At 46.5% G+C, this 25,928-nt stretch carries 22 protein-coding genes and 1 rRNA gene; all 23 read right to left on the bottom strand.

The features are described 5' to 3' along the window. Positions 1-589: ribosomal RNA gene (locus RQP52_RS19710) — 16S ribosomal RNA — on the bottom strand; the annotation flags it as partial. 404 nt (positions 590-993) lie between these two features. After that, complete coding sequence (locus RQP52_RS19705) at positions 994-1,140, bottom strand: hypothetical protein (RefSeq protein ID WP_315953438.1); 147 nt, start codon at positions 1,138-1,140, stop codon at positions 994-996. 168 nt (positions 1,141-1,308) lie between these two features. After that, positions 1,309-2,649, bottom strand: coding sequence for a sugar phosphate nucleotidyltransferase (locus RQP52_RS19700; RefSeq protein ID WP_315953437.1), 1,341 nt, complete (start codon positions 2,647-2,649; stop codon positions 1,309-1,311). Between the two features lie 37 nt (positions 2,650-2,686). Next, positions 2,687-3,802 carry a glycosyltransferase family 4 protein gene (locus RQP52_RS19695; protein WP_315953436.1) on the bottom strand — a complete coding sequence of 372 codons (1,116 nt, stop codon included), beginning with the start codon at positions 3,800-3,802 and terminating at the stop codon, positions 2,687-2,689. After that, positions 3,802-4,620 (bottom strand): DUF6492 family protein, encoded by an 819-nt coding sequence (locus tag RQP52_RS19690; RefSeq protein WP_379175285.1) that lies wholly within the window; start codon positions 4,618-4,620, stop codon positions 3,802-3,804. The genes RQP52_RS19695 and RQP52_RS19690 overlap by 1 nt, the downstream gene beginning before the upstream one ends. A gap of 222 nt (positions 4,621-4,842) precedes the next feature. Continuing rightward, positions 4,843-5,577, bottom strand: coding sequence for a glucosamine-6-phosphate deaminase (locus tag RQP52_RS19685; RefSeq protein ID WP_315953435.1), 735 nt, complete (start codon positions 5,575-5,577; stop codon positions 4,843-4,845). A 51-nt stretch (positions 5,578-5,628) separates the two neighbouring features. Continuing rightward, positions 5,629-6,618: an ROK family protein gene (locus RQP52_RS19680; RefSeq protein ID WP_315953434.1), complete on the bottom strand. Its 990-nt coding sequence runs from the start codon at positions 6,616-6,618 to the stop codon at positions 5,629-5,631. A gap of 10 nt (positions 6,619-6,628) precedes the next feature. Continuing rightward, a complete protein-coding gene (locus tag RQP52_RS19675; RefSeq protein ID WP_315953433.1) occupies positions 6,629-7,342 on the bottom strand; it encodes a copper homeostasis protein CutC in 714 nt (237 codons plus the stop codon). After that, the gene (locus RQP52_RS19670) at positions 7,343-8,182 is read right to left on the bottom strand and encodes a carbohydrate ABC transporter permease (RefSeq protein WP_315953432.1); all 840 of its coding nucleotides are present in this window, start codon (positions 8,180-8,182) and stop codon (positions 7,343-7,345) included. A gap of 1 nt (position 8,183) precedes the next feature. Further along, positions 8,184-9,071, bottom strand: a complete 888-nt coding sequence (locus tag RQP52_RS19665) for a carbohydrate ABC transporter permease (RefSeq protein WP_315953431.1) — start codon at positions 9,069-9,071, stop codon at positions 8,184-8,186. Positions 9,072-9,150: 79 nt separating this feature from the next. Beyond that, entirely contained in the window at positions 9,151-10,479 is a 1,329-nt protein-coding gene (locus RQP52_RS19660) for an ABC transporter substrate-binding protein (RefSeq protein ID WP_315953430.1), read from the bottom strand. Positions 10,480-10,565: 86 nt separating this feature from the next. Continuing rightward, positions 10,566-11,573, bottom strand: coding sequence for an asparaginase (locus RQP52_RS19655; RefSeq protein WP_315953429.1), 1,008 nt, complete (start codon positions 11,571-11,573; stop codon positions 10,566-10,568). A gap of 16 nt (positions 11,574-11,589) precedes the next feature. Next, a complete protein-coding gene (locus tag RQP52_RS19650; protein WP_315953428.1) occupies positions 11,590-12,756 on the bottom strand; it encodes an ROK family transcriptional regulator in 1,167 nt (388 codons plus the stop codon). 363 nt (positions 12,757-13,119) lie between these two features. Further along, the gene (locus RQP52_RS19645) at positions 13,120-13,491 is read right to left on the bottom strand and encodes a hypothetical protein (RefSeq protein ID WP_315953427.1); all 372 of its coding nucleotides are present in this window, start codon (positions 13,489-13,491) and stop codon (positions 13,120-13,122) included. A 139-nt stretch (positions 13,492-13,630) separates the two neighbouring features. Next, positions 13,631-13,807 (bottom strand): hypothetical protein, encoded by a 177-nt coding sequence (locus RQP52_RS19640; RefSeq protein ID WP_315953426.1) that lies wholly within the window; start codon positions 13,805-13,807, stop codon positions 13,631-13,633. Positions 13,808-13,922: 115 nt separating this feature from the next. Beyond that, the gene (locus RQP52_RS19635; RefSeq protein WP_315953425.1) at positions 13,923-14,153 is read right to left on the bottom strand and encodes a hypothetical protein; all 231 of its coding nucleotides are present in this window, start codon (positions 14,151-14,153) and stop codon (positions 13,923-13,925) included. A 195-nt stretch (positions 14,154-14,348) separates the two neighbouring features. Continuing rightward, positions 14,349-16,244: a PrkA family serine protein kinase gene (locus tag RQP52_RS19630; protein ID WP_157319472.1), complete on the bottom strand. Its 1,896-nt coding sequence runs from the start codon at positions 16,242-16,244 to the stop codon at positions 14,349-14,351. A 164-nt stretch (positions 16,245-16,408) separates the two neighbouring features. Then, positions 16,409-18,229 (bottom strand): cache domain-containing sensor histidine kinase, encoded by a 1,821-nt coding sequence (locus tag RQP52_RS19625; protein WP_315953424.1) that lies wholly within the window; start codon positions 18,227-18,229, stop codon positions 16,409-16,411. After that, positions 18,226-19,245 (bottom strand): response regulator transcription factor, encoded by a 1,020-nt coding sequence (locus RQP52_RS19620; protein ID WP_315953423.1) that lies wholly within the window; start codon positions 19,243-19,245, stop codon positions 18,226-18,228. The genes RQP52_RS19625 and RQP52_RS19620 overlap by 4 nt, the downstream gene beginning before the upstream one ends. Before the next feature lie 48 nt (positions 19,246-19,293). After that, positions 19,294-21,432: a glycoside hydrolase family 31 protein gene (locus RQP52_RS19615; protein WP_315953422.1), complete on the bottom strand. Its 2,139-nt coding sequence runs from the start codon at positions 21,430-21,432 to the stop codon at positions 19,294-19,296. Positions 21,433-21,450: 18 nt separating this feature from the next. Further along, positions 21,451-22,413: a Gfo/Idh/MocA family protein gene (locus RQP52_RS19610; RefSeq protein ID WP_315953421.1), complete on the bottom strand. Its 963-nt coding sequence runs from the start codon at positions 22,411-22,413 to the stop codon at positions 21,451-21,453. A 206-nt stretch (positions 22,414-22,619) separates the two neighbouring features. Next, on the bottom strand, positions 22,620-24,194 hold the full coding sequence (locus RQP52_RS19605; RefSeq protein WP_315953420.1) for a type 2 periplasmic-binding domain-containing protein: 1,575 nt from the start codon (positions 24,192-24,194) through the stop codon (positions 22,620-22,622). Positions 24,195-24,325: 131 nt separating this feature from the next. Next, entirely contained in the window at positions 24,326-25,894 is a 1,569-nt protein-coding gene (locus RQP52_RS19600) for a type 2 periplasmic-binding domain-containing protein (RefSeq protein WP_315953419.1), read from the bottom strand. Between the last annotated feature and the right edge of the window lie 34 nt (positions 25,895-25,928).

Below are 25,928 nucleotides of genomic sequence, written 5' to 3'. Positions count from 1 at the left end.
TAATTAACCGCCTGCGCGCGCTTTACGCCCAATAATTCCGGACAACGCTTGCCCCCTACGTATTACCGCGGCTGCTGGCACGTAGTTAGCCGGGGCTTTCTTCTCCTATACCGTCACACAAAGTGCAGTTACTCACCTTGCTGTTCGTCTAGGGCAACAGAGCTTTACGATCCGAAAACCTTCATCACTCACGCGGCGTTGCTCCGTCAGACTTGCGTCCATTGCGGAAGATTCCCTACTGCTGCCTCCCGTAGGAGTCTGGGCCGTGTCTCAGTCCCAGTGTGGCCGTTCACCCTCTCAGGTCGGCTACGCATCGTCGCCTTGGTGAGCCGTTACCTCACCAACTAGCTAATGCGCCGCAGGCCCATCTATAAGCCACAGATTGCTCCGTGTTTCATGATTCTCTCATGCGAGAAAACCAGTTATCCGGTCTTAGCTATCGTTTCCGATAGTTATCCCAGTCTTATAGGCAGGTTGCCTACGTGTTACTCACCCGTCCGCCGCTAAGCACCGAAGTGCTCCGCTCGACTTGCATGTATTAGGCACGCCGCCAGCGTTCGTCCTGAGCCAGGATCAAACTCTCCATAATAGTTGGACAATTGCTTATCCTTTATTGAAAGCTGAATAGCTCATTGACTTGCTAGCGAGATTATTCATCTCATTTATAGTCGATTACTCGACTGTGCTTACTCACTCGTTGTTCAGTTTTCAAAGATCAATTTCTTTCGCTCGCTGCCGTGTTACCGAAGCAGCGAAAAGTAATATACCACACTAACTTTTATATTGCAACTTCTTTTTTTAAATTAACTTTAATCTGTCTGTCTTGCGACCGGATTGCTAATATACCATGTATCATAATTGAAATGCAATGTTTTATTTTTCCAATATAAATATATGTTCACTCTTGCTTACACTTTCTGCATTTGCCGGGTCACTTTCATGGGCGATGAAACAAAAGCCCCTCAAAAACATGCTGAGGGGTATGGGCTTTTATTATGCTTCAATCTCACAACGAATGGTGGCTTGTCGCTTATCTTCCGATAATTCCTGGCGGTTGAACACAACCCGGATATGGTTCTTGCTGCGCGCAAGCAGGTAGACATCACGGCAAATCTCCACAGATCCTGATGCTCGAGACATATATTTGAAAATGGTGCATTCTTTTTCGAAATATGTACGTCAGGCTGATCGAACTATCTTGTATCGTGTATTTGTTCTATTTTTTCGCTATTTTGTTTGAAAATGTGGATGCACAACACAAAAGAGCTCATGCGCCGATTCAACCAGCGATAAGCTCTTTTCCAACAGCTACCAGTTATTTAACAAACGAAGACAATCGTCCTCCTTCAATGCCATCCCCAACTGAACCTCTATCAACTCAAGCTGGGTGACAGCCTTGATGCCATGTCCAACGTTGATAGGAATTTGTCTAACATCGCCCGCCTGAAGCCTGTACAGTTTATGATCCAATAAGATTTCTGCTTCACCCGATAAAATCGTCACGATCTCTTTCCGTGTGTGATGGAGATGATAACTCGTTTGCATCCCTTGGGACATCTCCACTCTTTTAATCATAACCTCCGTTCCCTGTTCATCCGTCCAAAAATCCAAGACCCGACAGGTCCCCCACCTATTCTCTATATATCTGGGAAACTGAGGTACAGCATTTAACTTATCCTTAATTAGATTAGCTTGATCCTTGGCAGCAATAAGAATACCATCTAAACTTGCCGCAACAATCACATCGGGTACGCCAATCACTTCAATTGGATAGGGGAGCTCATTAATCATATGTGTATTGGTGGAATCGTCTGATATGCGGCCGTTGCCAATGACCTGATTCTCAAAATAACCTGTAATCGCCTTCCAACTTCCCAAATCATTCCATAAACCCTCATACCCCATAACGGCTACATGGTTAGAGTACTCCACGACCTCTTGATCAAAGCTTGCCGTAGCAAGCTGCTCGTAACAGGCTAGCCACTTGTCAACCTGAGTAGGCAGCGCCTTTTTCGCCACATGATCCAGCATATACTTCAAACTAAAAGCAAAAACTCCGCAGTTCCACAACGCATGCTGCTCAATCAACAAGCCAGCCAATTGCTCATTAGGCTTCTCTACGAATTGCCGAACGAGGGCATAATCATCCTTCTCCATTAAACGCTCTGGAACAATATAGCCGAATTGGTTAGAGGGGTGTTGAGGCTTCGTTCCAAGAAGGGCAAGCTCCGCCTGCGACTGTGACAGAATATCCGGAAAGCGATGAAGCATCCCGAAAAACGCCGAATCCGCAAAAGTGTCCACTGGGAGGATACATATCGTTTCGCTCGGATCTACTTGCATCTGCTCATGCAGATAACAGGAAGCCAGTGCGACAGCCGCAAACGTTCCTCTTTTAAACGGTTCGCTAATGATAGGAATGTATTCGCCCACATGCTTTCTCGTAATTTCCACTTGGCTGCTATGAGTGATAATGCTCGTGAATGGTAGCAAACCTACTTCATCCAATTGTCGGCATATGCGTCCAATCATCGATTCTCTCGTCCCATTGTCCGATTTCAAAAGTTTAAGAAACACCTTAGAGCGGATCTCGTTGGATAACGGCCATAACCTTTTACCAGAGCCACCGCACAATAGTACAATACGCAAGTCAAATGCCCCTTTCTGGGAGACATAACACTTCCCCTTAGTGCTTTGAACGAATTACCTTTTCTATAACCTGCTTCATTAACACCCCTGCTCGATTCCAGGATAAATCAAGTACATCTCTTCGGCCTTGGCGTCCTTTCTCCTTGCAAAGCTCAGGGTTTTGGTAGGCTTGCCGCATCTTCCGCCTTAGCGCATGCCGATCGGCTTCCGCCCATCTTTGTCCTTTCTGGGCAAACAGATAGCTGAATGAGCGCGAGATCGCATGCCGACTTTTCATACTAGCCGCAGGACTTTTGAGCCGATAGGGGAGAAGGAACGAATTACGAGTCGTCAAGAAATCCATTTGCCCTCCCCAACCGGTCGCAATGACAGGGACACCGCTAGCCAGCGATTCTAAAAAAGGCAAACCGACGCCTTCACCACGAGTAGGAAGGACAAAAGCATCGCCAAGCGTGTAAAGACCTTTCAACTGACTTTCAAGAAGTCGGTGTGCAATCACGACAACGGGAGCTGTTGACTTTTGAAAACCTAATCTCTTTTGGTATTGCAGAATTTGCTTTTTTATCCATCGCTCTGTCTCATAGGCCGCGTATCCATTGGTTTTGATAACGAGAATGACATTATCCTGAGACGAAAACTCTTCCCAGTACGCCCTTAACAGAGCCTCTGGATTCTTGCGATGCTGGAAGCCAAATACGGACACGAACGTAAACTTACCTGCCGCACGCGGTAGTGACAGCTTTTTATTATCAGGATGGAAAACCTTCGTATCTACGCCATGAGGAACAATATAAATCGGCACCTTCACACCGCTATTTCGCAATGCCACCTTGTTATGCTGGGAGGGGACGCAGATCGCATCGAATTTGTTCATATTAGGCAGCCAATTCCTTGGCGTTCTGCTAGTCTCCCATACCGTGTTCAGAATAATAGTATCGTATCTGCTTCGCGCCGCCTTGAAATTTATATGATTGGGAAGATGGTTATAGATAAGCACCTTTTTGCCATGAGCAGACCTTCCTTTGGGACCAGACAATCCCCAACTCACCACAACACCCTGGCGCGTAAGTGCCCGTGCATAGGCTCTACTCGCATAACCAAGACCACTGGCTTTATGGACAGGTCCTTCCCAGGTCACATGATAAGACGTCATCAGGACCTTACCTTCCTGGCTTTTACATAACCCTTGCGTTTATGAAGGGAAATTGATCTGTAATGCCTCGCAAGAGCCCTGACAGTAGATGAAATGCGTGAAGCGTTCAGACTTAAACTTTTGTTCAATGCCGACTTCAAGATCATGTTGTGCGGAGCGGACGCGTAGAGGAAATTACCGTAAGTTTCAAATTCCGAGAAAGCAAACTGCTTGGATTTATTCATACTGGCCAAAATAGCCGAATACCAGCTTCTGTTGTGCTTCGTTTCAATCGTGCTTTTCAGCTTTGCCACTTTCTCTCTTTCAAACAGCATATAGTGGGTAACAAACGACCGACGGGACGAGCGTCCTCTGCCCATTAGTTTGCGATAGGTTTTAAAATATTCACTCTGACTCCAGTCCCGGCAATAAAACACGGTCTTGGATCCTACTTTAAAAACATGCGGGCGAATGAGAACTGTGTCCGCATCAATCACCAAGTAGTACTTGGATGTGCAGAGCCTGTCACCGTTAAGCTTCAGCAGTTGTTGATAAAGCCAGCCGGATCGCTCCCATGTTTTGGATTCATAGTGGATGTCCTTCTTCGTTATAGGGAGAACTGTGTCCTCATGAACGAACCTGCATCCCTTTCGTTGACAAAGCTCCATAATTCTCGCCTTTCGCGGGGCAACAATGATGATTTCACCAATTGGATGTTTCACATACTTCCGTACGGCATCAATCACCATAGGAAGTGTTCCCAAATCCTTCTCGATCGCTGGGATTAACACATCAATTTGGGTTGAACTACTCAACGCGACGCTTCCTGACATCAGCATGTACTCATCTCCATTAACCGAATGTATGAATTATCATATGTCCGATGGAAAAAATGGCATGGGTATATGGAAAAAAAGCGGCCCTTTTAACATTAACGATTTCTCATTCTCTTCTCGTTTGAACCAAGTACAATAAATAAGGGGTAAGCTCCGCTTACCCCCTAAAAATATAAATTTATTGAAAAATCCGCGATTTTCACGGCACTTAAAAGCAAAGGTTAGTTACAACGACAGTTTCGAAGCAGCCGCAGCATCGAGAATAATCGTCGCACTCGCATGCAGCTGTAAAAATGACGCTGGAACGCTAGTTGTTATTGGCCCAGCAAAAGCTTTTGCCACCATCTCGGCTTTATTGTCGCCTGTAGCAACCAGAACGATGTTCCGCGCTTTCATAACGGCTTCCAAACCGATTGTTATCGATTGCTTGGGCACCTCTTCTTCGGAACGAAAATGCGGCGAGTGAACAGGTCTGTTCTCTACAAACAGTTGCGAAACATACGTTTTCGCCGGTATATGATTGCTTGGTTCGATAAAAGCAATATGTCCGTTTAAGCCTAACCCCATAAGCTGCCAATCGACGTAACCTAGATCAGCTAACAATTGATCAAATCTAAGGCATTCAGCCTTCAGATCCGTTGAACTGCCATCGGGAATTTGCGGCTCGTATCGAAGCGTCTGAAGCTGACCAAACAAATGCTCTTGCATATAGGTTCGATAACTCTCCGGATGATCAGCCGGAATGCCGACCAGTTCATCAGGGTTAATGAATCTTGCTTCATGAAAGGAAAACTCACCAGCTTGCTCCCGCCGGATCCACTCTTGATAGATCCCATATTTTATAGGTGATGAGCCCGTGGTCATGCCAAGCACCGATTTGGGATTGCGCTTAATCTGTTCCGATAGCAGGTCCGCAACTCTAGTTTTAATTTCTTCGGAAGGTAAAACTTCAATTTTCAATCGAATTCTCCTCTCCTACCTTTACCTCGCTAACGATTCTAATAATACCATTTAAATGATAACGGCTTGATTTTCATACTTCCATAATAATGCAGCGCCGATTGCCCCTGCATCTACACCGAGAGATGAGCGAGCCATTTTTACATCCTTCACCATATCTTCGATTCCAAGCTTCTGAATCGTGTTCCACATAGGCTCGAAGAGCACGTCCCCGCTTAAAGATACGCCGCCACCGAAAATGATGATTTCCGGATTGAACAAATGAATGAACGTTACCATCGCTGTCCCAAGCGCTTCCCCCGCCTCTTTCAGCAAAGAGATGGCATAGGGGTCACCGCTTGAGGCAGCTTTTGCCACCAGTTTCGCAGTAACCCTGTTCGGATCATGTCCGGCCATCTCGGCCAGCGGTGCAGTTAGTACCTTGCCTGCAATAATATCTTCAGCGGCTATACGTGCTATTGAATTGCCGGATGCATACATCTCAACACACCCTTTATTCCCGCACTTGCATGCAGGCCCTTTCCGATCAATGCTGATGTGGCCGATCTCCGCTGCATTATTCGAAGCACCGAGCAGCAAGTGGCCACCGCTTATGACACCGCCCCCTATTCCCGTGGACACGGTTACATACAAACAGTCCTCTGTTCCTTTACCTGCTCCAACGATCCACTCACCCAACGCTGCTGCACTTGCATCATTGATTAAGCGGACTGGAATACCGAATTTCCGTTCCAATATCGGCCCTAAGGCAACATTTTTCCAACCTAAATTTGTTGAAAGAACAATCGTTCCCGTATCCATATCAAGTATACCCGCAGTTGCGATACCTAGACTCAAAATACTGCGAGCATGAAGATTGGGTACAGAAGACAGCAACGACTCAATCATAAGGATCAGCCTTCTAATAACTTCTTGCTCACCTTCAGCGGCCAAAGTAGGCTGTTGATCTTTGATTACTACACGCCCTTGAGCGTCCACCAAGGCTGCCAACATTTTGGTTCCACCAATATCTATCCCTAAAAAGTACCCGTCAATTGTCATAGCTGCTCCTTCATACATCTGTCTTGGTAGACTCGTACCTATGTTCTTTAATCTGTTGGATCCGAACGGGATCAATCGGGCTAAGCGGATCGCCATTCACTCGTACACCTTTTCCGAAATGTACTTCTTGAACTCCTGTTTCGGCTACAAATGCAGGCAAGGACGCAATCGTAAGCCCGCTTCCCGCTAAAATCCGGATGGACGTCTTTTGACTCCAAGCGACCAGATGCTTCATCTCCTGAACGGCATCCAAAACATTGGGTTTGCCGCCCGAGGTAAGGATACGATCGATTTGCTTGAACTTCTCCAGCTCATCTAACGCTTCATGAACATCCCGAACTTCATCGAATGCACGATGGAAGGTAACGGAGAGCCCCTCCGCCTCTTCTAACAATCTTGCCAACACTTCCACATCCGGACGCCGGTCTGGAGTCAGCGCACCTAACACCACGCCAGCCGCCCCAAGTTGTTTGACCATGCGGATATCCGTAATCATGGCAGCAACATCCAGACGATCATAGAAAAAAGAATAGCTGTGAGGTCTGATCATCACCTGAACGGGCAGCTTGGTAGCTTTAACCGCCGCTTCGATTAGCCCGTAACTTGGCGTTAGCCCGCCTTCCAACATGCCGGTGATGAGTTCGATCCGATCGGCACCACTCCGTTCAGCTGCAATAACGTCCCTCACACTAGTAGCAATAACTTCGAGCAGCACACGCTTCACCTAACCTTTCACTGCTCCTTGCGTTAAACCCGCAACGATATATTTTTGCACGATGGCAAACATAATAACGACAGGAATGAGTGATATGATGCCTGCCGCACTCATTTGCCCCCAATTGATATCGAATTTCTGAACAAAACTGCTGAGACCGACAGGAACCGTCTTGGCAGATTCGCTGTTTGTGAACATAACCCCGAAGAACAAATCGTTCCAAGCACCAATAAAAGCAAATACAAATGTCGCCACGATACCCGGCTGCATCATCGGCAGCACAACTTTAGACATGGTCTGGAATTTATTGCAGCCATCAATCATGGCCGCTTCTTCCAAAGAAACCGGAATTCGCTGAAAGAAACTGGACATCGTAATCAAGCAAAATGGGATATTCATCGCCGTGTAAGTAATAATCAATGCGGGCAGCTTATTCAATAAATGGATTTGGCCAAAGGTAATAAACAAAGGCACCAGGATGACCATGACCGGCACCATTTGAGTAGCCAAAAAGGAGACGAGCACAAATTTTTTACCCTTAAACTGATATCTGGCCAAACTGTATCCTCCCAAGATGGAAGCAAGCAGAACCAGAATTGAACTACTCATGCTGACTGTAAAGCTGTTCAATAAATAGCGGGGAAAACTTGTGTTTTGCAGCGTATCCACATAGTTCACCCACGTCAGTGCCTTGGGCCACAAAGTCAATTGTCCGCTATATATTTCTTGTCTTGTTTTTAAAGAAGTCACCATAATCCAATAAAAAGGAAGCAGCGTACCTAACGCAAAAAGCAACAGTACAACAAATCGAACTAGTTCAGGAGTCGTTTTTCGTCCGAAGGAAGTCATTTTAAAAATCACCTGCATCGTCATATTTGGTTGCAAGAAGGAAAATTAACGTATAGAGAATTAGGATAATCAACATGAGTACGCCAAGAGCGGACGCTTGCCCGAAATCCGTCGTATAGGAAATCTGATTGAATATGTACGATGACAGATTATGCGATGTGTTAGCTGGCCCCCCATTGGTCATGATATAAATAAGATCCGCTGAGTTGAACACCCATATCACTCGAAGCAAAACGGTAAGGATGATCGTCGACTTAATGAACGGAATGGTCACGAAGAATAACTTCGTCCATCGGCCGGCACCATCGATATCTGCGGATTCGTAAATATCCTTCGGCACCGATTGCAAAGCGGCCAGCAGCATGATTCCAAAGAAGGGTACGCCGTACCAAACCATCGCGATAATGATAGGAAATATCGAAATCCCAGGAAGCGCCAAAAACGAAATGCCCTTCTCCACGATTCCCAGCTTTATTAACAGATAGTTAATCAAACCGTTTTGCTCACTGAACATCCACTTGAAAATCATCCCGATCAAAAAAGCAGAGACCGCCCATGGTAGAAATACAACCGATTGGTAGATGTTTTTTCCTCTAAACTTCGTATTCAAAGCCTGGGCCAGAATAAATCCGAGAACGAATTGCAGACCGACCGTCAGCACGACCCACAGCAAGGAATTCCACAAAATGCGAACGATATTGTTGTCAGTAAGTATGGCTTTAAAGTTCTCCAAACCAGAAAAACGAACATCGTTTGGTTCAAACAAGATATAGTGCATGAAGGCTAACTTCAAGCCCTGGAGCAGCGGATATGCAAAAAAAGCTAACAGGATCAAGATAGCTGGAGCAATAAGCAAGTAAGGTTCCCATAGTTTCAATCTCAATTTCAAAGCCGCTTCACCTCCCTATCGGATAAGGAAAAGACAACCGGTACAGAACTCCGCCCCGGTTGTCTGCTTCTAAATGTTACTATTTATTAGTTTTCAAATAATCTTGCTGCTCCTTAGTCAGGAAATCAGCCAAATGCTTAATGGTATCCTCGAGGGATTGGGTTTTACTCAAATATTTTTGGGTCTCTTGTACAGCAAATGTACCTGAGAATTGACCCAGCTTGGTCAGATGGCTCGGCGGTCCGGCAAATACAATGTTGGAGTCAGCCATAGCACCCGCATATCCGGCAATTGGACCTTTGCTGAAGAACGGATCTTTCAAATTATCCTTATAAATCGGGATGCTTGAATTTTTAATGCTATATTGTAAATTGATCTCTGGGGAGCTTAGGAACTGGATAAACTTCCAAGCTGAATCTTTGTGTTCAGAGTTGGCAGCCATCGCGTATGCAGCTGTGTATCCCCAGAAAATATAACGTTTGCCGTCATCGGATTTTGGCATAGGAACTACGTTCCAAGTGCCTTCCTTCATGTTCTTTTGAGCTGTGACAATAACTTCAGGGGTTTGATTCAGGATGGCTGTCTGCCCGTTTAAGAAGCCCTGCACCATTTCATTAAAGCCCCAGTTGATCGACTCTTTAGGAGAATTACCGTTTAGATAGATATCATAAAACTTCTTAAATGCCGCTTGCCCTTCCGGTTTATAAAGGATGGATTTGCCGTCTTTGTCGAACCAACTCTCGCTGTGCGTCGCCGCCATAACGTATTCCATCGCTCTAAGAATACCGTTCGCACCGCCACGGAATGAAATGCCATAGTGTCCTTTGGAAGCATCCGTTAGCTGTTGGGAAAGCTTGAAGTAATCGTCCCATGTATCGATTTTCTCCGGCAAGTTACTTTCTTTGAACCAGTCGCTACGAATAAATAGACCTTGGAGCAAAAATCCATCGGGAATTGCATAAACTTTGTCCTGATACTTGTTTCTTGCCTGCTTGAACGCCTCAGTTAGGTTGCCTACTTGATCCCATTTATCGTAATAAGGCTGTAGATTTTCGATATAACCGGCAGCAGACATGGCCACGAGAGATGTATCGTCGATGCTGATGACATCCGGAAGCTGTTTGGCAGCACCTAGAGCCATCCATTTCTTATTCGCATCATCCCAAGGAACGGACGTGTATTCGACTTCAATGTTCGGGTTTTTGGTTTGGAATTGTTTGATGAAATCTTGCATGAGTGCTGTTCGCTCTGGGCTTGGAAGCGGATCTAAATACGTAATTTTTTCTTTTTTGCCTGAACTTTGAGCTGCATTACTTGAATTTCCTGCAGGTTCGCTGGAGCAGCCGACAAGTCCGACCGTCAGTACAAGAACCATGCTCATCACCATTGTTGACATTCTTTTTTTCAAAATAACCCCTCCCGATTGTTCCTCGAAATTTATATATGTAACTTGCCGGAGCGTAAATCGTGCTTATCCGACAATGCTCATATCACTTATGAGTGAATTTGAAGCGTAAAGACAGCTGTGTTGCGACCAATAATTTTCTTGTTATCATTCTTGATTTCTATGGGTGCGAGCTCATACATGCTCTGAATCGTGTTGAGATTGTCGTAATGGATTTGCTCCAAAATCGACGCGACGATTAACGGCCATTCGTCCTCGGAACCGTCCAGCACTTTCAAGGCGAAGGCCAGCTTTTCTTTTTTTAGCCCGAAGCAATAGACGCCTTTGGCCCCACCTTTCGCTACAATATTCGGATCCATGAGTAGAGCCGAACAAATGCGATCAGAACCAGCTACCATCTCATAGTGCTCATTCATGAGCCCCACCATCTTCTCGACAGCTGTACGGATCGCTGCATCCTCTATGAGTTCCGGGCAGGCCAACTTAAGAAAAGCGGTTGCCAAGTTTCTCAAAGGAATGGCAAACACGGGGAACCCGCAGCCATCAGTGCCTAGCTCAATCTCGTCAATCGCACATTCGGATAGGTATGATAGCGTTTCCAATATCTCTATCTGCGCCGGGTGTTGAGGCTCATAATAGGTCTCCAAGGGATATCCCATCATTTTACACAGTGCTAGAATCCCCAGATGTTTGCCGGAGCAATTATGATAAATTGAACGCTTAGGCGCTTGATGGCGAAGCAAATCCTCTGTCGCGTAGACGCTAAGCGGGTAAGTCGGGTGGCAGACAAGCCCGTCTTCCGTCACACCAATTTTTCTCAACATGGACTCTAGCGCATCTACATGAAAAGGCTCGGCGCGATGAGAGCCCATCATGATGGCCGTTTCCTTACCGGTTAATCCGAAGTGGACATCAGCGCCATGGCGCAGCACGGGAATTGCTTGAAATGGCTTGCCAGCAGATCTTAAGAACGTGACAGCATTCGTATCACCGACAACATACTTCACATCCCCCGTATAAGAAACTCCGCAAATGTGCCCCCGATGCACGCATTCGAGCGTGTCTCCGCGATACTCTTCCAGCAATACTTGATCCATATGACTTCCTCCTAAGTTACATTTCATGATCCAAACGCTGCTGCAGCGCAAGGGTTGCCGCTCCGATCATCACGGCATTACTATGCAATTTGGAACTAACCAGCTTATAGGTTCCATTAAATGGTCCCCATATAAATTGATTTATTTTTTGTTTCACAGTTTCAAGCATTTCTGCATGCTGCTCAATCAAATGCCCACCGAGAATGATCGTGTCCGGGTTATACATGCACACAACATTGCTGACGGTAATCGCAATATACGTGCAGGCACGGTCAATAATTTGCACAGCCCATGTCTCGTTATTATGAGCACTGTCAAAAATCTCCTTAATGCTGGTTACCGGCTTAACTTTATTGGCTTCCTGAATGATGGTGAAATCAGCAATATACGTTTGCAGACAACCACGTTTCCCGCACTCGCATAGCATGCCATTCGGGTCAACGGTTGAATGACCGATCTCACCTGCGATATTTGATTCTCCCCGGTAAACCGTACCATCAATGACGAGTGCAGAACCGACTCCGCTGCCAAAACCAAGCAATACCGCTCTTTTGGATCCTTTAACGAAACCGTAGTATGTTTCACCCAGCGCCTTGACTTTCAGGTCATTATCGATAACCGTCGGAATATTAAGATGTGACTCTACCAAAGCAGCGAAATGGACATTCTCCCATCCTAATTGCGATGAGAAAATAATCGTCCCCTTATCCGTATCGATGATTCCCGGAACGCCAATTCCGATTCCGATGATTTTAGAAATAATAATCTCATTGCGTTCAATAAGCTCTTGAATGTACTCGGAAAGCTCACGCGCCACCTTAACCGGTTCATCCAAGTGATAAAGCCTCGTTATTGTATTCTCAGCAATCATGTGACCGTCAAAGTCGACGATCCCTATTTTGATTACTCCTTTATCCATTTCGACACCGATTGTGAGTACGGAACCGGCATCAATATCCAGCATCGTCGCTTTTCTTCCTACACCTGAAGAGTATTGCTCCGTCTCCTTGACCAGGCCGATTTGACAAAGATCGTTGACGATACGACCTACAGAAGTGGCGCTCATCGAGGTGAGCTTAGCAATCTTCGCTCTGGATATCGGGCGGCTGCTCTTAATGAGGTCGAGCACCATATTCTTATTTTTCTTCTTTATAAACTCCTGATCATGCTTGCTAATATCCATTTCTTTACCACCCTTTAATTACTCCACTGGTGTTATTAACTAAATAAAAAAAATGACGAAAATACATGTAATTATGTAAAATAAGTAGTTCATTCAAAGAATACGTTATTAATTAATCCCTCGGTGTTAATAATACGATATTATCAGGAGATTTATAACCTGTCAAGAAATTTTGATTTTCGTGTTATGTAATATAACATACGACCATTAAAATCATCTAAATCTTGGAATGACTTCTGAATTCAACCCCAGAATATTGTTATTTTATGTGACACGATTAATATCTTTTAATGGAACAGTCCATCAAACAAGGGAAAAACCGAGGACTCTCCTGAGAGAACTTCCTCGGTTGTAATGTTCGTGTTAGATCCCAGGATAGCCTGGGGGATATGGATAGTAGGGATTAGGCGGGTAGGGATAAGGATACGGATATGGGTACGGATATGGATATGGGTAGTAAGAATCAGCCGCACTGTATACAAGTGGAGCTACTAGCCACGGAAGTGCATTAAAGCCACCGCCAGGGAAGAAACCGCCATGAAAGCCATGGCCGAATCCAGGTCCGAAGCCCGGTCCATGGCCAATGCCGTGCCCGATGCCGCCGATACCTCCAATACCGCCGACATGTCCTGGGCCACCGATTCCACCATGTCCGATGCCTCCGCCATGTAAACCGCCACCAACTGGCGGACGAAATTCAAGTTCTTCCTGATTCGTCATTAAAGGATCACTCACATTCTTGTGTAGTTGAAATGCCTAATACACTGTATGTGTAAATGCCTAGTTGGTGATTAGTTTACTCAAATTGGGCGAAAATAAAACCGGACACATCCATCAGGATGAGCCCGGTTTTTTTGATAAATTGCCATACAACCTATTTTTTCCGAACACTCATAAGATCGCAAAGTCCAACAAAAAAAACAATAATCGTCGTCATAACAATAAATCGAAAATCCCAGGCATTGGGGAAATCATTCACTTTGGTTCCCGTTACACGCAAAATGATGACAAATAAGAGGAGGAGCAAATCAAAAAACATGCAATACGCCATACGGGCTGAAAGCTTGTGAAGGGGAAGTTTGTCCATCATCCTGCCAAATCCGAAAAGATCGGATGATTTGCTCGGTTCATTGGATTTATTCTGGGGGGAATTGTCCTTTGGAGGTTCAGTGTTCGGCTTTTGTTCGTTTGTCATCCTTTTTTACAGATCGTTGAATGGCCTCGTTGACGTCCAGCACATCCAACCACATTAGCGTAGCTGCGCCGAAACAAAATCCGATTATGCATATCCCCCCAAAGTTTGATAATATATTCATTTGCCAAGTCATGAGCGCAGCCATTAAGCTTATAAAAAACAAGAAAATAATCCCCGTTTTTTTCATGAAGTTCCCGTTCATTATCTGTTACACCTCCCTTGCTCGAAGTTAAAATAGTATATGATAGATTGCTAGATTCCGTGTTCCTATTTACCGTATAAGTACAGATATAGCTAACATACCTGCTAAGAATTCAGCGTTACTGGGACACTTGGCGGAGAAAATACCCCACACCAATAAAAAAGCCCGAAGCGCCACCCGCGCTTCAGGCTTAAATTATCTGTTCAGCAAGCTTCCCACATACCGCAGCAACTCATTGGCGCACACAGGGCAATACCCGTGCTCATCAATTAACTGCTTCGTCACATCGTTAATTTTCTTCAACTGCTTCTCATCCGGTGTTTTCGACGATGTCGTAATCTTCACGATGTCTTTCAGATCGGCAAACAGCTTCTTCTCAATGGCTTCACGCAGGCGTTCGTGGCTGCTGTAATCGAATTTCCGGCCTTTCCGCGAATAGGAGGAAATACGGATCAGAATTTCTTCCCGGAACGCTTTTTTCGCATTTTCGGAAATGCCGATTTGTTCCTCAATGGAGCGCATCAGGCGCTCATCCGGATCCATCTCCTCACCGGTGAGCGGATCCTTGATTTTGCCCCAGTTGCAGTAAGCCTCAATATTATCGAGATAGTTGTCGAAAATGGTTTTGGCCGACTCTTCGAAGGAATAGACGAAGGCTTTTTGCACTTCTTTTTTGGCGATATCATCGTATTCTTTACGCGCGACGGAAATGAAGTTGAGGTACCGTTCACGCTCATCCTTCGTAATCGACGGATGCTGATCCAGGCCATCTTTGAGGGCACGCAAGACATCCAGCGCGTTAATGCACTGAAGATCCTGCCTGATCAGAGCGCTCGAAATCCGGTTGATGACATAACGTGGATCGATACCGCTCATGCCTTCTTCTTGGAATTCATTTTGCATTTCTTTCAGATCAGCCTCTTTATAGCCTTCGACGACTTCGCCGTCGTACATCCGCATCTTTTTGACCAAATCCATCCCTTGCTTCTTCGTTTCCTTCAAACGGGTCATGATGGAGAAGATGGCAGCCACACGTAACGAGTGCGGGGCTGTGTGAATGTGCGACATATCGCTCTGTCCGATGAGCTTGTAGTAAATTTTCTCTTCATCGGATACCCGAAGGTTATACGGAATCGGCATGACAATCATCCTGGATTGCAACGCTTCATTCTTTTTATTGGCAATAAAGGATTTGTACTCCGTTTCATTCGTATGCGCAACGATCAACTCGTCGGCACTAATGAGCGCGAAGCGGCCCGCTTTGAAATTCCCCTCCTGCGTTAGTGAGAGTAAGTTCCAGAGGAACTTCTCATCGCATTTCAGCATTTCCTGGAACTCCATGATCCCGCGATTGGCCTTATTGAGCTCCCCATCGAACCGGTAAGCACGCGGATCGGACTCGGAACCGAACTCCGTGATCGTCGAGAAGTCGATGCTACCCGTCAGATCGGCGATATCTTGTGATTTGGGATCCGATGGACTGAACGTCCCGATACCGACACGGCCTTCCTCGGATACAAATACACGCTCCACCAAGACGTCTTCAATGCATCCGTTGTAGTCAGTTTTCAAACGCATTTGGCAGGACGGGCATAAGCTGCCTTCGATTTTCACATTTAACTCTCGCTCGATTTCGGGGCGCAATTCCATCGGAATAAGATGAAGCGGCTCCTCGTGCATCGGGCACCCTTTGATTGCATAGACGGCCCCTAAGTCTGTTTTGGCAAACTGCTCCAACCCACGTTTTAGCATTGTCACAATTGTGGATTTACCACCGCTTACAGGACCCATTAGTAGCAAAATACGTTTACGAACATCCAATCGACGGGCAGCGGAGTGGAAATATTCTTCTACCAGCTTCTCAATCGCTCGATCCAGACCAAAAATCTCTTGGTTGAAAAATTTGTAAGACTTGTGCCCGGATTGATCATTAATCCCTTGCGAAGCAATCATATCATAGACTCTGGAATGTGCAGTTCTTGCGAGTCCAGGATTTTTGCGAAGCAATTCTATGTACTCCGCGAACGTACCGGTCCAGCTCAATGCATCCTTCTCCGTACGATGCTCCGAAATTCTTTTGAATATGTCCATGGGTACCTCCTTTCACTGCTGCCTTTCAAAATATAGGTCAGCTCGTGATGGTGAATTGTGTACTACAATCCTATGCACCCACAGAAGAGAACTTGCCCGAAATTTTTATGAGAATTGGTTTTCATAAGAAAGAAAGTGCGCCCTGCTAATCCGGTTACCTGCACCTACTCCAGCTTTTGAGGCAAAGCCGGCATGGCCATAATCATCTTGGTGCCTTGTTCAAGCTTGCTTTCAATTCGCAGCCCATACTGCTCGCCATAGACCATTTGAATCCTGCGATGAACGTTCAAAACGCCGATGCCGCCCTTTTTACCCGCTTCATCCACTTCGCCGTCCGCCAGTCGATTGGTATTCAGCTTCTCCCGGAGCTGCGTAAGCTTCGCTTCCGACATCCCGGCCCCATTATCCTCTACACTGATCCAAAAGATGCCATCATGAACGCCGCCATCGATCCGGACAATATGATAATCTTCCAGGCCGTCCGGGAAGGCATGTTGGAACACATTTTCAACCAGCGGCTGTAGCGTCAGACGTACCATGACATGAAGCAAATATTCAGGTTTAATCGCCACATCAATCTCGAACTCCCGGCCTATGCGATGCCTTAATACGACCAAATAATACATAACGTGCTTCAACTCGTTCGCTACTGTGATTTCCTCAAGGTTCGTCTGAACGGAGTAGCGCAGCATATAAGCCAATGCTTTCACAATTTCAGAAATCTCCTCAGAATCCTGAATAGTGGCATAGCAAACGATTGTTTCCAGCGTGTTATACATAAAATGGGGATTGATCTGCAGCTGAAGCGATTGAAATTCAGCCTTCTGGCGTTCCATCCGAATTTCGGAATTGCTTAATTCCACTTGCACTACACGGTCTACGGCTTCCGAAAGCCGCTTGACCATCAAATTATAACGGACCATCAGCTCCACAATTTCATCGCGGTGAGGCGGCAGCGGAATCGTCGCCCAATTCCCTTTCTCCGTCTCCCGCATGCCGGATTTGAGCGTTTGCACGGGTTTGGCAATGGATTTGCCGAATCGGTAGGCGAGCAGCATCGCCAAGATCAAAGTGAACAATCCGACGACCAGCGTTGTCGAGCGGATGTTGGAGAGCGGCTTGCGCAGCTCGCGAAGTGGCATGGACACAACAAGCTGCCAATCGGAAAACTCCGATTTGCGGCTTACATACATGCGCTCATCACCTTCATAGGCGTCAGCAAAGGAATGCGAATCGGCTTGATTCAGCTTATCAAAAAAAGCTTTCGGCACACTCGTGCCGACTTTTAACCCGTCAGGGTGATAAATGTAACGCCCTTTGTCATCAATGATAAATAAATACCCATATTTCCCCAAATCAATACCTTTCCATAAGGCGGATAGATCGGCAGACCGCATCTCAATCGCAAGCAAACCCGACAATTCCGGTGACGTGTAGCCGCGAATACGACGGACGATCGTTAGCATTTGATTCTCTTGCCCTTCAATGATCGTGTGATTCAGGATGCTTAATTGTCCGTTAGCCGTCGTATTGGCGAGGAAATAATCGCGCTGCTTTTGGATATCCTCGGCATTAAAGGATTGTTCATTCACATTATTATAATAATAAACCGCATTCTTCTTATCGCTGATCAGATAGACAGAAGCAAGTTTGGGATTACGTATAAATAAAGGGTCTACGCTAACTTCCCGGATTGTTTTACGATACAAATAGTAGTCATATTCTTCTCTTGTGGCAGGCAGATCAATGAACTCCATAATCTGTCTATTTGTTAACAGCGAGACAATCGAGCGCTCGTAGTCCTTCAGATACAGATCGGTATGGTGAACGGCGTTGCCGGCAATTTGATCCATTTGATTTTCTACCATTTCTTCCAGTTCTCCAGAAGTAATGATATAGGAGAAGATACCTACACAGCTGAGCGAAAGAACAATAACAATGAGGAAATATGCAAATATTTTCTTCGTGAAACCTCTGATCTTCATTTGATACCTAGACTGGCGCGGTATTCCGTTGGAGAAACACCGACAATTTTCTTAAAGGTTTTTGTAAAATGGGGGTAATCGTCATACCCTACATCCGCTGCAACATCAACGATTCGAACATGCGGTGCGGACAGCATTTCTTTCGCCTTCGCCATTCGCTTGTTAATCCGGTACTGTACGAAGGTCTCTTGCGTGATTTTTTTGAAAAGCGAGCTGAAATACGTCGGCGTCAGTCCAACCATAGCCGCGACTTGATCCAAAGAAATATCCTCTGACAATCGGCTGTCGATATACGCCTTGGCTTCTTCCATCGGATCTTTGAAATGACCGCTGCGGACTGCATGCAGCCCGCTGATCATGTTCAAAAGACCTTTCTCAAAAGCGTCCAACGCTTCTTTGACGCTATCCGCCTGCAGATGAGCCGGAACGGACGCAGGCGAGTAATGGCGTGCTTGAAAGCGTTTCACAAGAAGCGCATTACAATCATCCAGCAGCTCTTTCAGCTGGGCCAGCGAGATATTCGCCGACAGGCAATATTCCCGCCAGCCTGTGATAAGGTGCTTGATTTCCTCCATTTGCAACGCCCATATTTGCTGTTCCATCTGATCGATCCACTCGATATAGCGGGAAGGGGATAAATAACCGTGTTTTGGTTTTTTGATCAGCTGATCCAGCATGTCATGGACATCGCTTTTGGTAGCCGGTTTCAATAAATAGTGCCTGACACCGTAATTCATACTCTTTTGTGCATATTCAAAGTCATTGTAACCGGATATGACAACGGTTTTGATATGAGGGAACTCCTCATGAATGATTTTGCATAATTCCAGTCCGTCCATTTTGGGCATGCGAACATCCGTCAACACCAGATCAGGCTCTGACGCCCGAATTTGCTCCAAAGCAGCTTCGCCGTTTTCGGCCGTCTGAATTTTGGAGAAAGCGGGGACGTACAGTTCCGCCATTTTTACCATCCCTCTGCGAATAACAGGTTCATCGTCCACGATCAGTACATGCATGTCCAGACCTCCTCATGCTCTCAGCGTTGCTAATCCAATTATGATAACCTACTGCTGTTCGTTCATCAACAAATGTGTTTGGGCAAATCGCCAAGTGACTTTCTGATAGGATGAGGATCCATCGTTTTCTCCCATCCATGCACCGATATAATGACCATCCTGATCGATCGTTACGCTCAAATTCCACCAACTGCATTTGCCTTGCTCGTAATCATAGGTTTCGCCATCATCGTCATAAAGCCTTGCTGTGCAGGGTTCAGTGCCAAAGTGCACCAATTCAATCTCCGTAAGCGTCCCAGGTGCCGGAACATGCGAAAGCGCAGCTGTCATGGGAATAATGGAGCCGCTTTTCACAAAAACAGGGATATGCTCAAGGCCCGCCTGCACACGAATCACACGGCCGCCTGTATAGCGTTCTCCCGTCTCCAAGCCATACCAAATACCAGCGGGCAGCAGCACCTCACGCTCGGTTTCCCCCTCGACCAGAGGAGCAACAAGCAGGGCATCCCCGACCATATACTGATCGTCCCACTCTCTAGCCTTCTTCTTGCCGTAAGCGGCATCCGTCGTATTCAAAAGCTGCTGCTCATCAAGGGCTAACTTGGCTTCAGCGTCAGCAATCTCTTCCGGCGTCAGTACGAACGGCATCGCCTGAAACGGCGGAATCCCCAGCTCGCGGTAAACGGCAAAAGCGGTATACAAATACGGCAGAAGTTTCATCCGCAGTTTGATATAATGCCGCACGGTGCCCTCTACCTCGGGGAAGGACCACGGTTTGGTCCCGTCTCCCCATGCATTCAGCATGGCCATCGGCGAGAAACACACCGTTTGCATACGCCGAACCCAATCTTCGGCATTTCTCGCCCGGCGGACCTCCGGTGTCCACAGCAGACCGCTGAAGGAAGCACTACAAATGCCTCGAATAAACTGCTTATGGTCATATAAATCCGAGTACAGAACATAAGGCATTGTCGAGGCAGCGCCGCCTGAAGCTCTGACCAGTCCAAACGTCCGGCGATTCTGGCTTCGGAAGAGATCAGCCGTCATTTTTTGGAACATCAAGCCATACATCTGTCTCATCTGCTCGCCGTCCAAGCCGGAAGGGAACTTGGCATGTGCCGGGAACATCCATGAATTGTTCGTCAATTCGCTGCCATCGCATTCATCCAACTTGTACCCTGACACTCCGATTTGGATATGCTGTTCCTCATGCTGTTTCTTATAAAGCTCAGCTGCTTCTGGCAGCGAGTAATCCGGCGCAAGCCCGCCCCACACGGTATGAGTTCCCGAAAGCGGCTGCAAACCTGCATACAATTCGCTCTGAGGCGAAACGTAGGGGTGCTCCCAAAGGTTTACACGGAAGCCCTTCTGTGCCAATTCTTTGACAAAGCTAGCGGGCTCAGGGAATCGGCTTTTTTCCCATTCATAACTGACCGGATAACTATGGCTATGCCAGCCAGGCTCAAGTCCAATAACATCGCAAGGGAAATCGTTAAGGCGGAACTGCTCGGCTTCTTCAAGTACTTGCTGATCACTGTATAGTGTCGGAACCCGGTGCCAGAAACCTAGTCCCCATTTCGGAGGCAAAACGCCTCCCCCGCACATTAAATTGTATCTAGCTACCACCTCAGAAAGAGTAGGCCCGCCAAATAAATAGACGACTGCGCCTTCGGCAGGAATCTGGATTTCCACTCGTGAAGCAACCGGCGTTGCCTTCCACCCCTTATCCGTATTGCGATCACGAATCTCTTCATGCTGCCTATCCTCTTGCTTCAAAGTAGAGCCGCAATGCATGGTTACGATGCGTGACGTATCCACCCAGACCCCATACCCTTGATCGCTCACATAAAAAGGGACGGGAGCATGCGTTTCACCGGTATCCTGCTTAGGATCGCTGTTAACACGCAAAAAGCGGGTTCTTCCCCGTTGGTTCATTCGCAGCAGTTGAAGGCCTGTCCCATACAGCTTCTCGGTCCTATTTAGTGGTAAGGACAGAATAAAGCGCCCTCCCGCCTCCTCCAGCTGAACACGATCCCAGGCAAAAGGTGGCTCTACCTGCGGCATTTGCTGCAAAGCCTCATCCTTAGGTGCAACCCCCATCCAGGTTAACGGTGTGATCCCCTGAGGCTCTCCAATTGTCAAACGCCAGATACCTGGCGCTGTTTGTTCCCATTTTGTGATCGGCATGCTCGAACCTCCATTCATCTAAATTATTGGAACGGGAATTGCGTACGTCTTCCCGAATTCGCTAGCCAACTTGGCATAATGCACAAGCGCCTGCGTTTTCAAATAATCCCGGCCGCTTGTCTCCGACTCTCGCCCTTCCCGCAGTGAAGCCAGGAATTCAGTCAGCGTATCTGTTAGATCAATACCGCTATAGTCCTCGATCAGTTGAGCCTCTCCGTCCCGTATGACGCGAATCTCTTTACCGACGTATTCAATCGCTCCCTCCGTACCTTCCAAGCGCCAATTCCCGCTCCACGGTGTTTCAGTCCCTCTGGCCGAGATGGAGGCGTTATATGAAGCCGTAATGCCGTTATCCATCTCCAAGAACGCATAAGCATTAATAATGGCGCCGTCCTGCTCCCACGCATTGATCGGATTGTACAGCTTCGCCTGTACTGTTTTTCCTTCTCTACCGCTAAAATAACGGAACAAATCAAAGTGATGAACACCAATGTCATCCAGAATGCTGACGGTGTATCTTCTTTGTACGTTGTGATATCTATAAAACTGTACATCCATAGAGGACAGGCTGCCGATAACGCCCTCGTCTAGAAGCTGTTTCATTTTACGTATATGCGGCATCCTCCGATAATTTTCTGCGATCATAAAAGGCAGCTTTTCTCGCTCAGCCCGAGCCACCACTTCAATGGACTCCTCATAATTAAAGGAGATCGGCTTTTCGCATAAAACCGCCAATTTACGATCAAAAGCCGCATGATTCACCACAGTGTGCACCATCGGAGAAGTGACATTAACAAGAAAATCCGCTTGCTCTTTCTGTAAGGCTTCCTCTAATGAAGTGTAAAAAGGAAAGCGGTCATTCTGCATTTTCTCTTTCATCGCCTCATCCACTTCGACAACAGCTGCCAATAAACCTTGATCTCGCAGGCGCTTATACCAGCTAAATCCTGCCGAACCTAAACCAACCAATATCGCTTTCACGCGTTGGTCACCCCTTCATCGTCTCGTTGCCTTCATTATAGGAATTAATCCGCCACTCAGAAAGGATAAAATTAAGATCGTATGTCATTTTTTACGATTTTGGCATAGGGTAACCTCCTATTTCATTGAAATAACGCCCTGTAGTTCCCCTGGAAATAAAAAATATCCATCAGCAAACAGCTCTGCTAATGGATACTTTTCCGCCTTTATTTAATATCAATCATAATCGCGCCTTGTTTCTTGTTCCAACGATCGGTCGCTTCTTTAATTATCTCGTTACCGCCCTTAGACTTGTACTCTTCGATAACTTTAGGCCAGTCGCTGATCGGCTCTTTGCCGTAAATCATTTTAATCATATGATCAACGATAATTTTGGGACCTACATCGGGTTGCGGCGCCGCAAGATCCGGGAATTTAGAGAACGTGCTCAAATCCGGATAGAAGCCAATACCAGGCAGCCCTTCCTTCGTTAACACCTCATCAAAGGCTTTCAATGTCGCTTTGCCATCCTCGTTCAGCAGCAATCTTGGTTTGTTGTAAGTGGAGTCGTGCACCGCCCACATCGTTCCGCTGCGGAAGCCTTCTTCATCCGTCTCTTCCTTGGTCGTAGGGAACTTGTAATTAATGTTGCCGCTGCTGTCCTTGGTGTAAGTATCTCCCTCAATACCAAAAGTGAAGAAAGTTTCGGCTTCCGGCGTAACCATCCAATCGAAGAATTTAATAATGTTTACTGCCGTTTCTTGCTTCACGTTTTTGTTAATAAAGAAGGTTCGAATGACCGGCGCATAATAGAAGTAGCCGCCTTTCCCTTCCGGCCCTTTGGGAGAAGCAACGATCTCGACCTTGGACCCTGGAACGGCTTGTTGAATTTTCGTCCGGTATCCCGGCAAGCCTGAAGCGTTCTGCGACCAGATACCGGCTTTGCCTGACTCAATATTTTTGGAGAAATCCGTGGAGGAAATTGTAGCGAATTCCTTTGGAATCAAGCCTTCATCGTACATCGTTTTATACGTAGTCAGCGCTTTTTGTACATTTTCTACATCGAAAAATTTCGGAACAACCTGACCGTTCACCAATTCAAATTGATCCTTGTAAGGAAGCACGTCGTACGCGCCCAAAATAACGTCCGCATACTTGAAGTTTTCCCTCATCTGATACGGATTCTCGACGCCCAGCTTCTTGAACGCCCTTAGCACATTCAGGAATTCATCGACAGTTTTCGGCGCTTGAAGCCCTGCCTTCTCCAGCAGATCCGTACGAATGTAGGTCGAACGACGGGATGGATTGCTCAAAAATTCAGGCACGCCATAAATTTTGCCTTCATATGAAACACTATCCCAAGCGGCTTTCGGAATCAATTTCATCAAGTTCGGAGCGTACTGTTTCAGCAGATCATCCAGCGGCATGAACACGCCGTTCTCCACGGAACCGGACATGGACTTACTGCCTGGACCGCCAATGCTGCCAACAACATCCGGGATGTCGTTACTTGCGAACATGACGCCGAATTTGGCATCCTCCATCACCTTCACGTCAAGATCCGTATTGGTTAGCTGCTCCAGCTTCAGCACCCATTTGTCCTTGTTCAAATCCGGTACGCGGGTATGATAGCCAGTACTGACTGTCGTCGGGAAAAGGATAGAGAATTTCGCCGGTGCTTTCTTCGCATCTGTAGACGGCTGCGACGACGCTTTTTCCGCTACTTTGCTATCTGTTGAACAAGCGGTGAGTGCGGATGCTGCCATGATGACAGCGAGAGTGAGACTTATCGTTTTTTTCATATAACCCCTTCTTTCCAGCTTTTTTGCAAGCGGTTCCACTGCTCAGTGTTATCATAACGACTGCTTAAAATTTTCTGAATGTATAAATTTAAGGAGCTATGTCATTTTATACGATTGCTAAGCGGTCATCCTCATTTCTTTCCAAGAAAAAGAACGCCCTTTTTATTTTGATAACGATCGGTTGCTTCTTTGATGATTTCATTGCCGCCTTTGGTCTTGTATTCTTCAATCACCTTCGGCCAGTCAGAAATCGGCTCTTTGCCGTATATCATTTTGATCATATGATCCATGATGATTTTCGGAGCTGCATCCGAACCCGGAGAAGCAGCGTCGGGGTATTTGCTATTCGCCTCCAAATCCGGAGCAAAGCCAATCCCAGATAATCCTTCATGAGCAAGAATGTTATCGAAAGCATCCAGAATATACGGACCGTTCGGATCTGTTTCCATTTTCAAACGGTTCACCGTACTTTCATGGGCGGAGTGCAAGGTGCCTCTATGATCCTGTTCTTCCTGTTCTTCTTTGTTAGTCGGCTCTTTATACTTGATTTTACCATCGACCACCGTATATGTGTCGCCTTCAATTCCGAACGTGAAGAACTTATAAGCCTCGTCTGACGACATCCAATCAAAATATTTCACGATCTCCGCTGCCGTCTCAGGCTTCACATTTTTGTTAATATAGTGCGCACTTGTAACCGGTAAATACATCAGATAGCCGCTTTTGCCATCCGGACCCTTCGGCGACGAGATTACATCGACTTTCGCGCCCTTCACGGCGTTCGGAATATTCGTCCGGAAGTCATTTAAACTGACCAAGTTGGAAGACCATATGCCTACTTCGCCGGCTCGAATGTTTTTCAACCAATCCGTCGATGACGTCGTCGCGAATTCCTTAGCCATCAATCCTTCATCGTACATGGTTTTATAGACGGATAAAGCTTTCGTCATATTGTCCACATCAAAAAATTTCGGCACAACTTGACCATTGACCAATTCGAACTGTTCTTTGTACGGAAGCACGTCGAAAGCGCCGAGGATCGTATCGGCATATTTTAACGTTTCACGCCCCCCATAGGGGTACTTAACACCCATCTCTTTAAATTTGCGGAGGACATTCAGGAACTCATCAACCGTTTTCGGTGCCGGCAATCCCGCCTTCTCCAACAAATCGGTACGAATAAAGGTTGCACGCCTGGAGGGATTGTTCAACCAGTTGGGAATGCCGTAAATTTTGCCATTATACGATACGGCTTCCCAGGCTTCCTTCGGTACCATTTTCATCAAATTGGGAGCATTTTGTTTTAATAAGTCATCCAGAGGCATGAACATACCCGCTTCTACAGAACCGGACATCGCTTTGTCTGTCGCTGTCCCCAAGCTTCCCACGACATCGGGCACGTCATTGCTGGCGAACATAAGGCCCATTTTGCTTACTTCCGTTATTTTCAGCGTGAGGTCGGTATTCGTCAGTTCTTCTAACTTTTTCACCCATTTGTCATTGTTAATATCGACACGGGTGTGGTAGCCGGTATTGGCCGTTGTCGGATACGAAATGGAAAATTTCGTTGGCTGCTTTTTCGCCTCCATTGCCGCCGTAGCCGCAGCGGTTTGCTGCGGCTCTGTAGTTCCCTTGGAGCATCCGGCCATAGTTCCAGCAGACAGTGCTGCGGCTAATGCCACAACTGCTACTTTTTTCAATGGAATCCCTTCTTTCTAATCGAAATTAGATGTG

Source organism: Paenibacillus violae (assembly GCF_032461945.1).
GTDB classification, from domain to species: Bacteria; Bacillota; Bacilli; order Paenibacillales; family NBRC-103111; genus Paenibacillus_E; species Paenibacillus_E violae.
The sequence above is the reverse complement of the archived record's forward strand: the minus strand, read 5'-3'. Positions and strand labels throughout refer to the sequence as shown.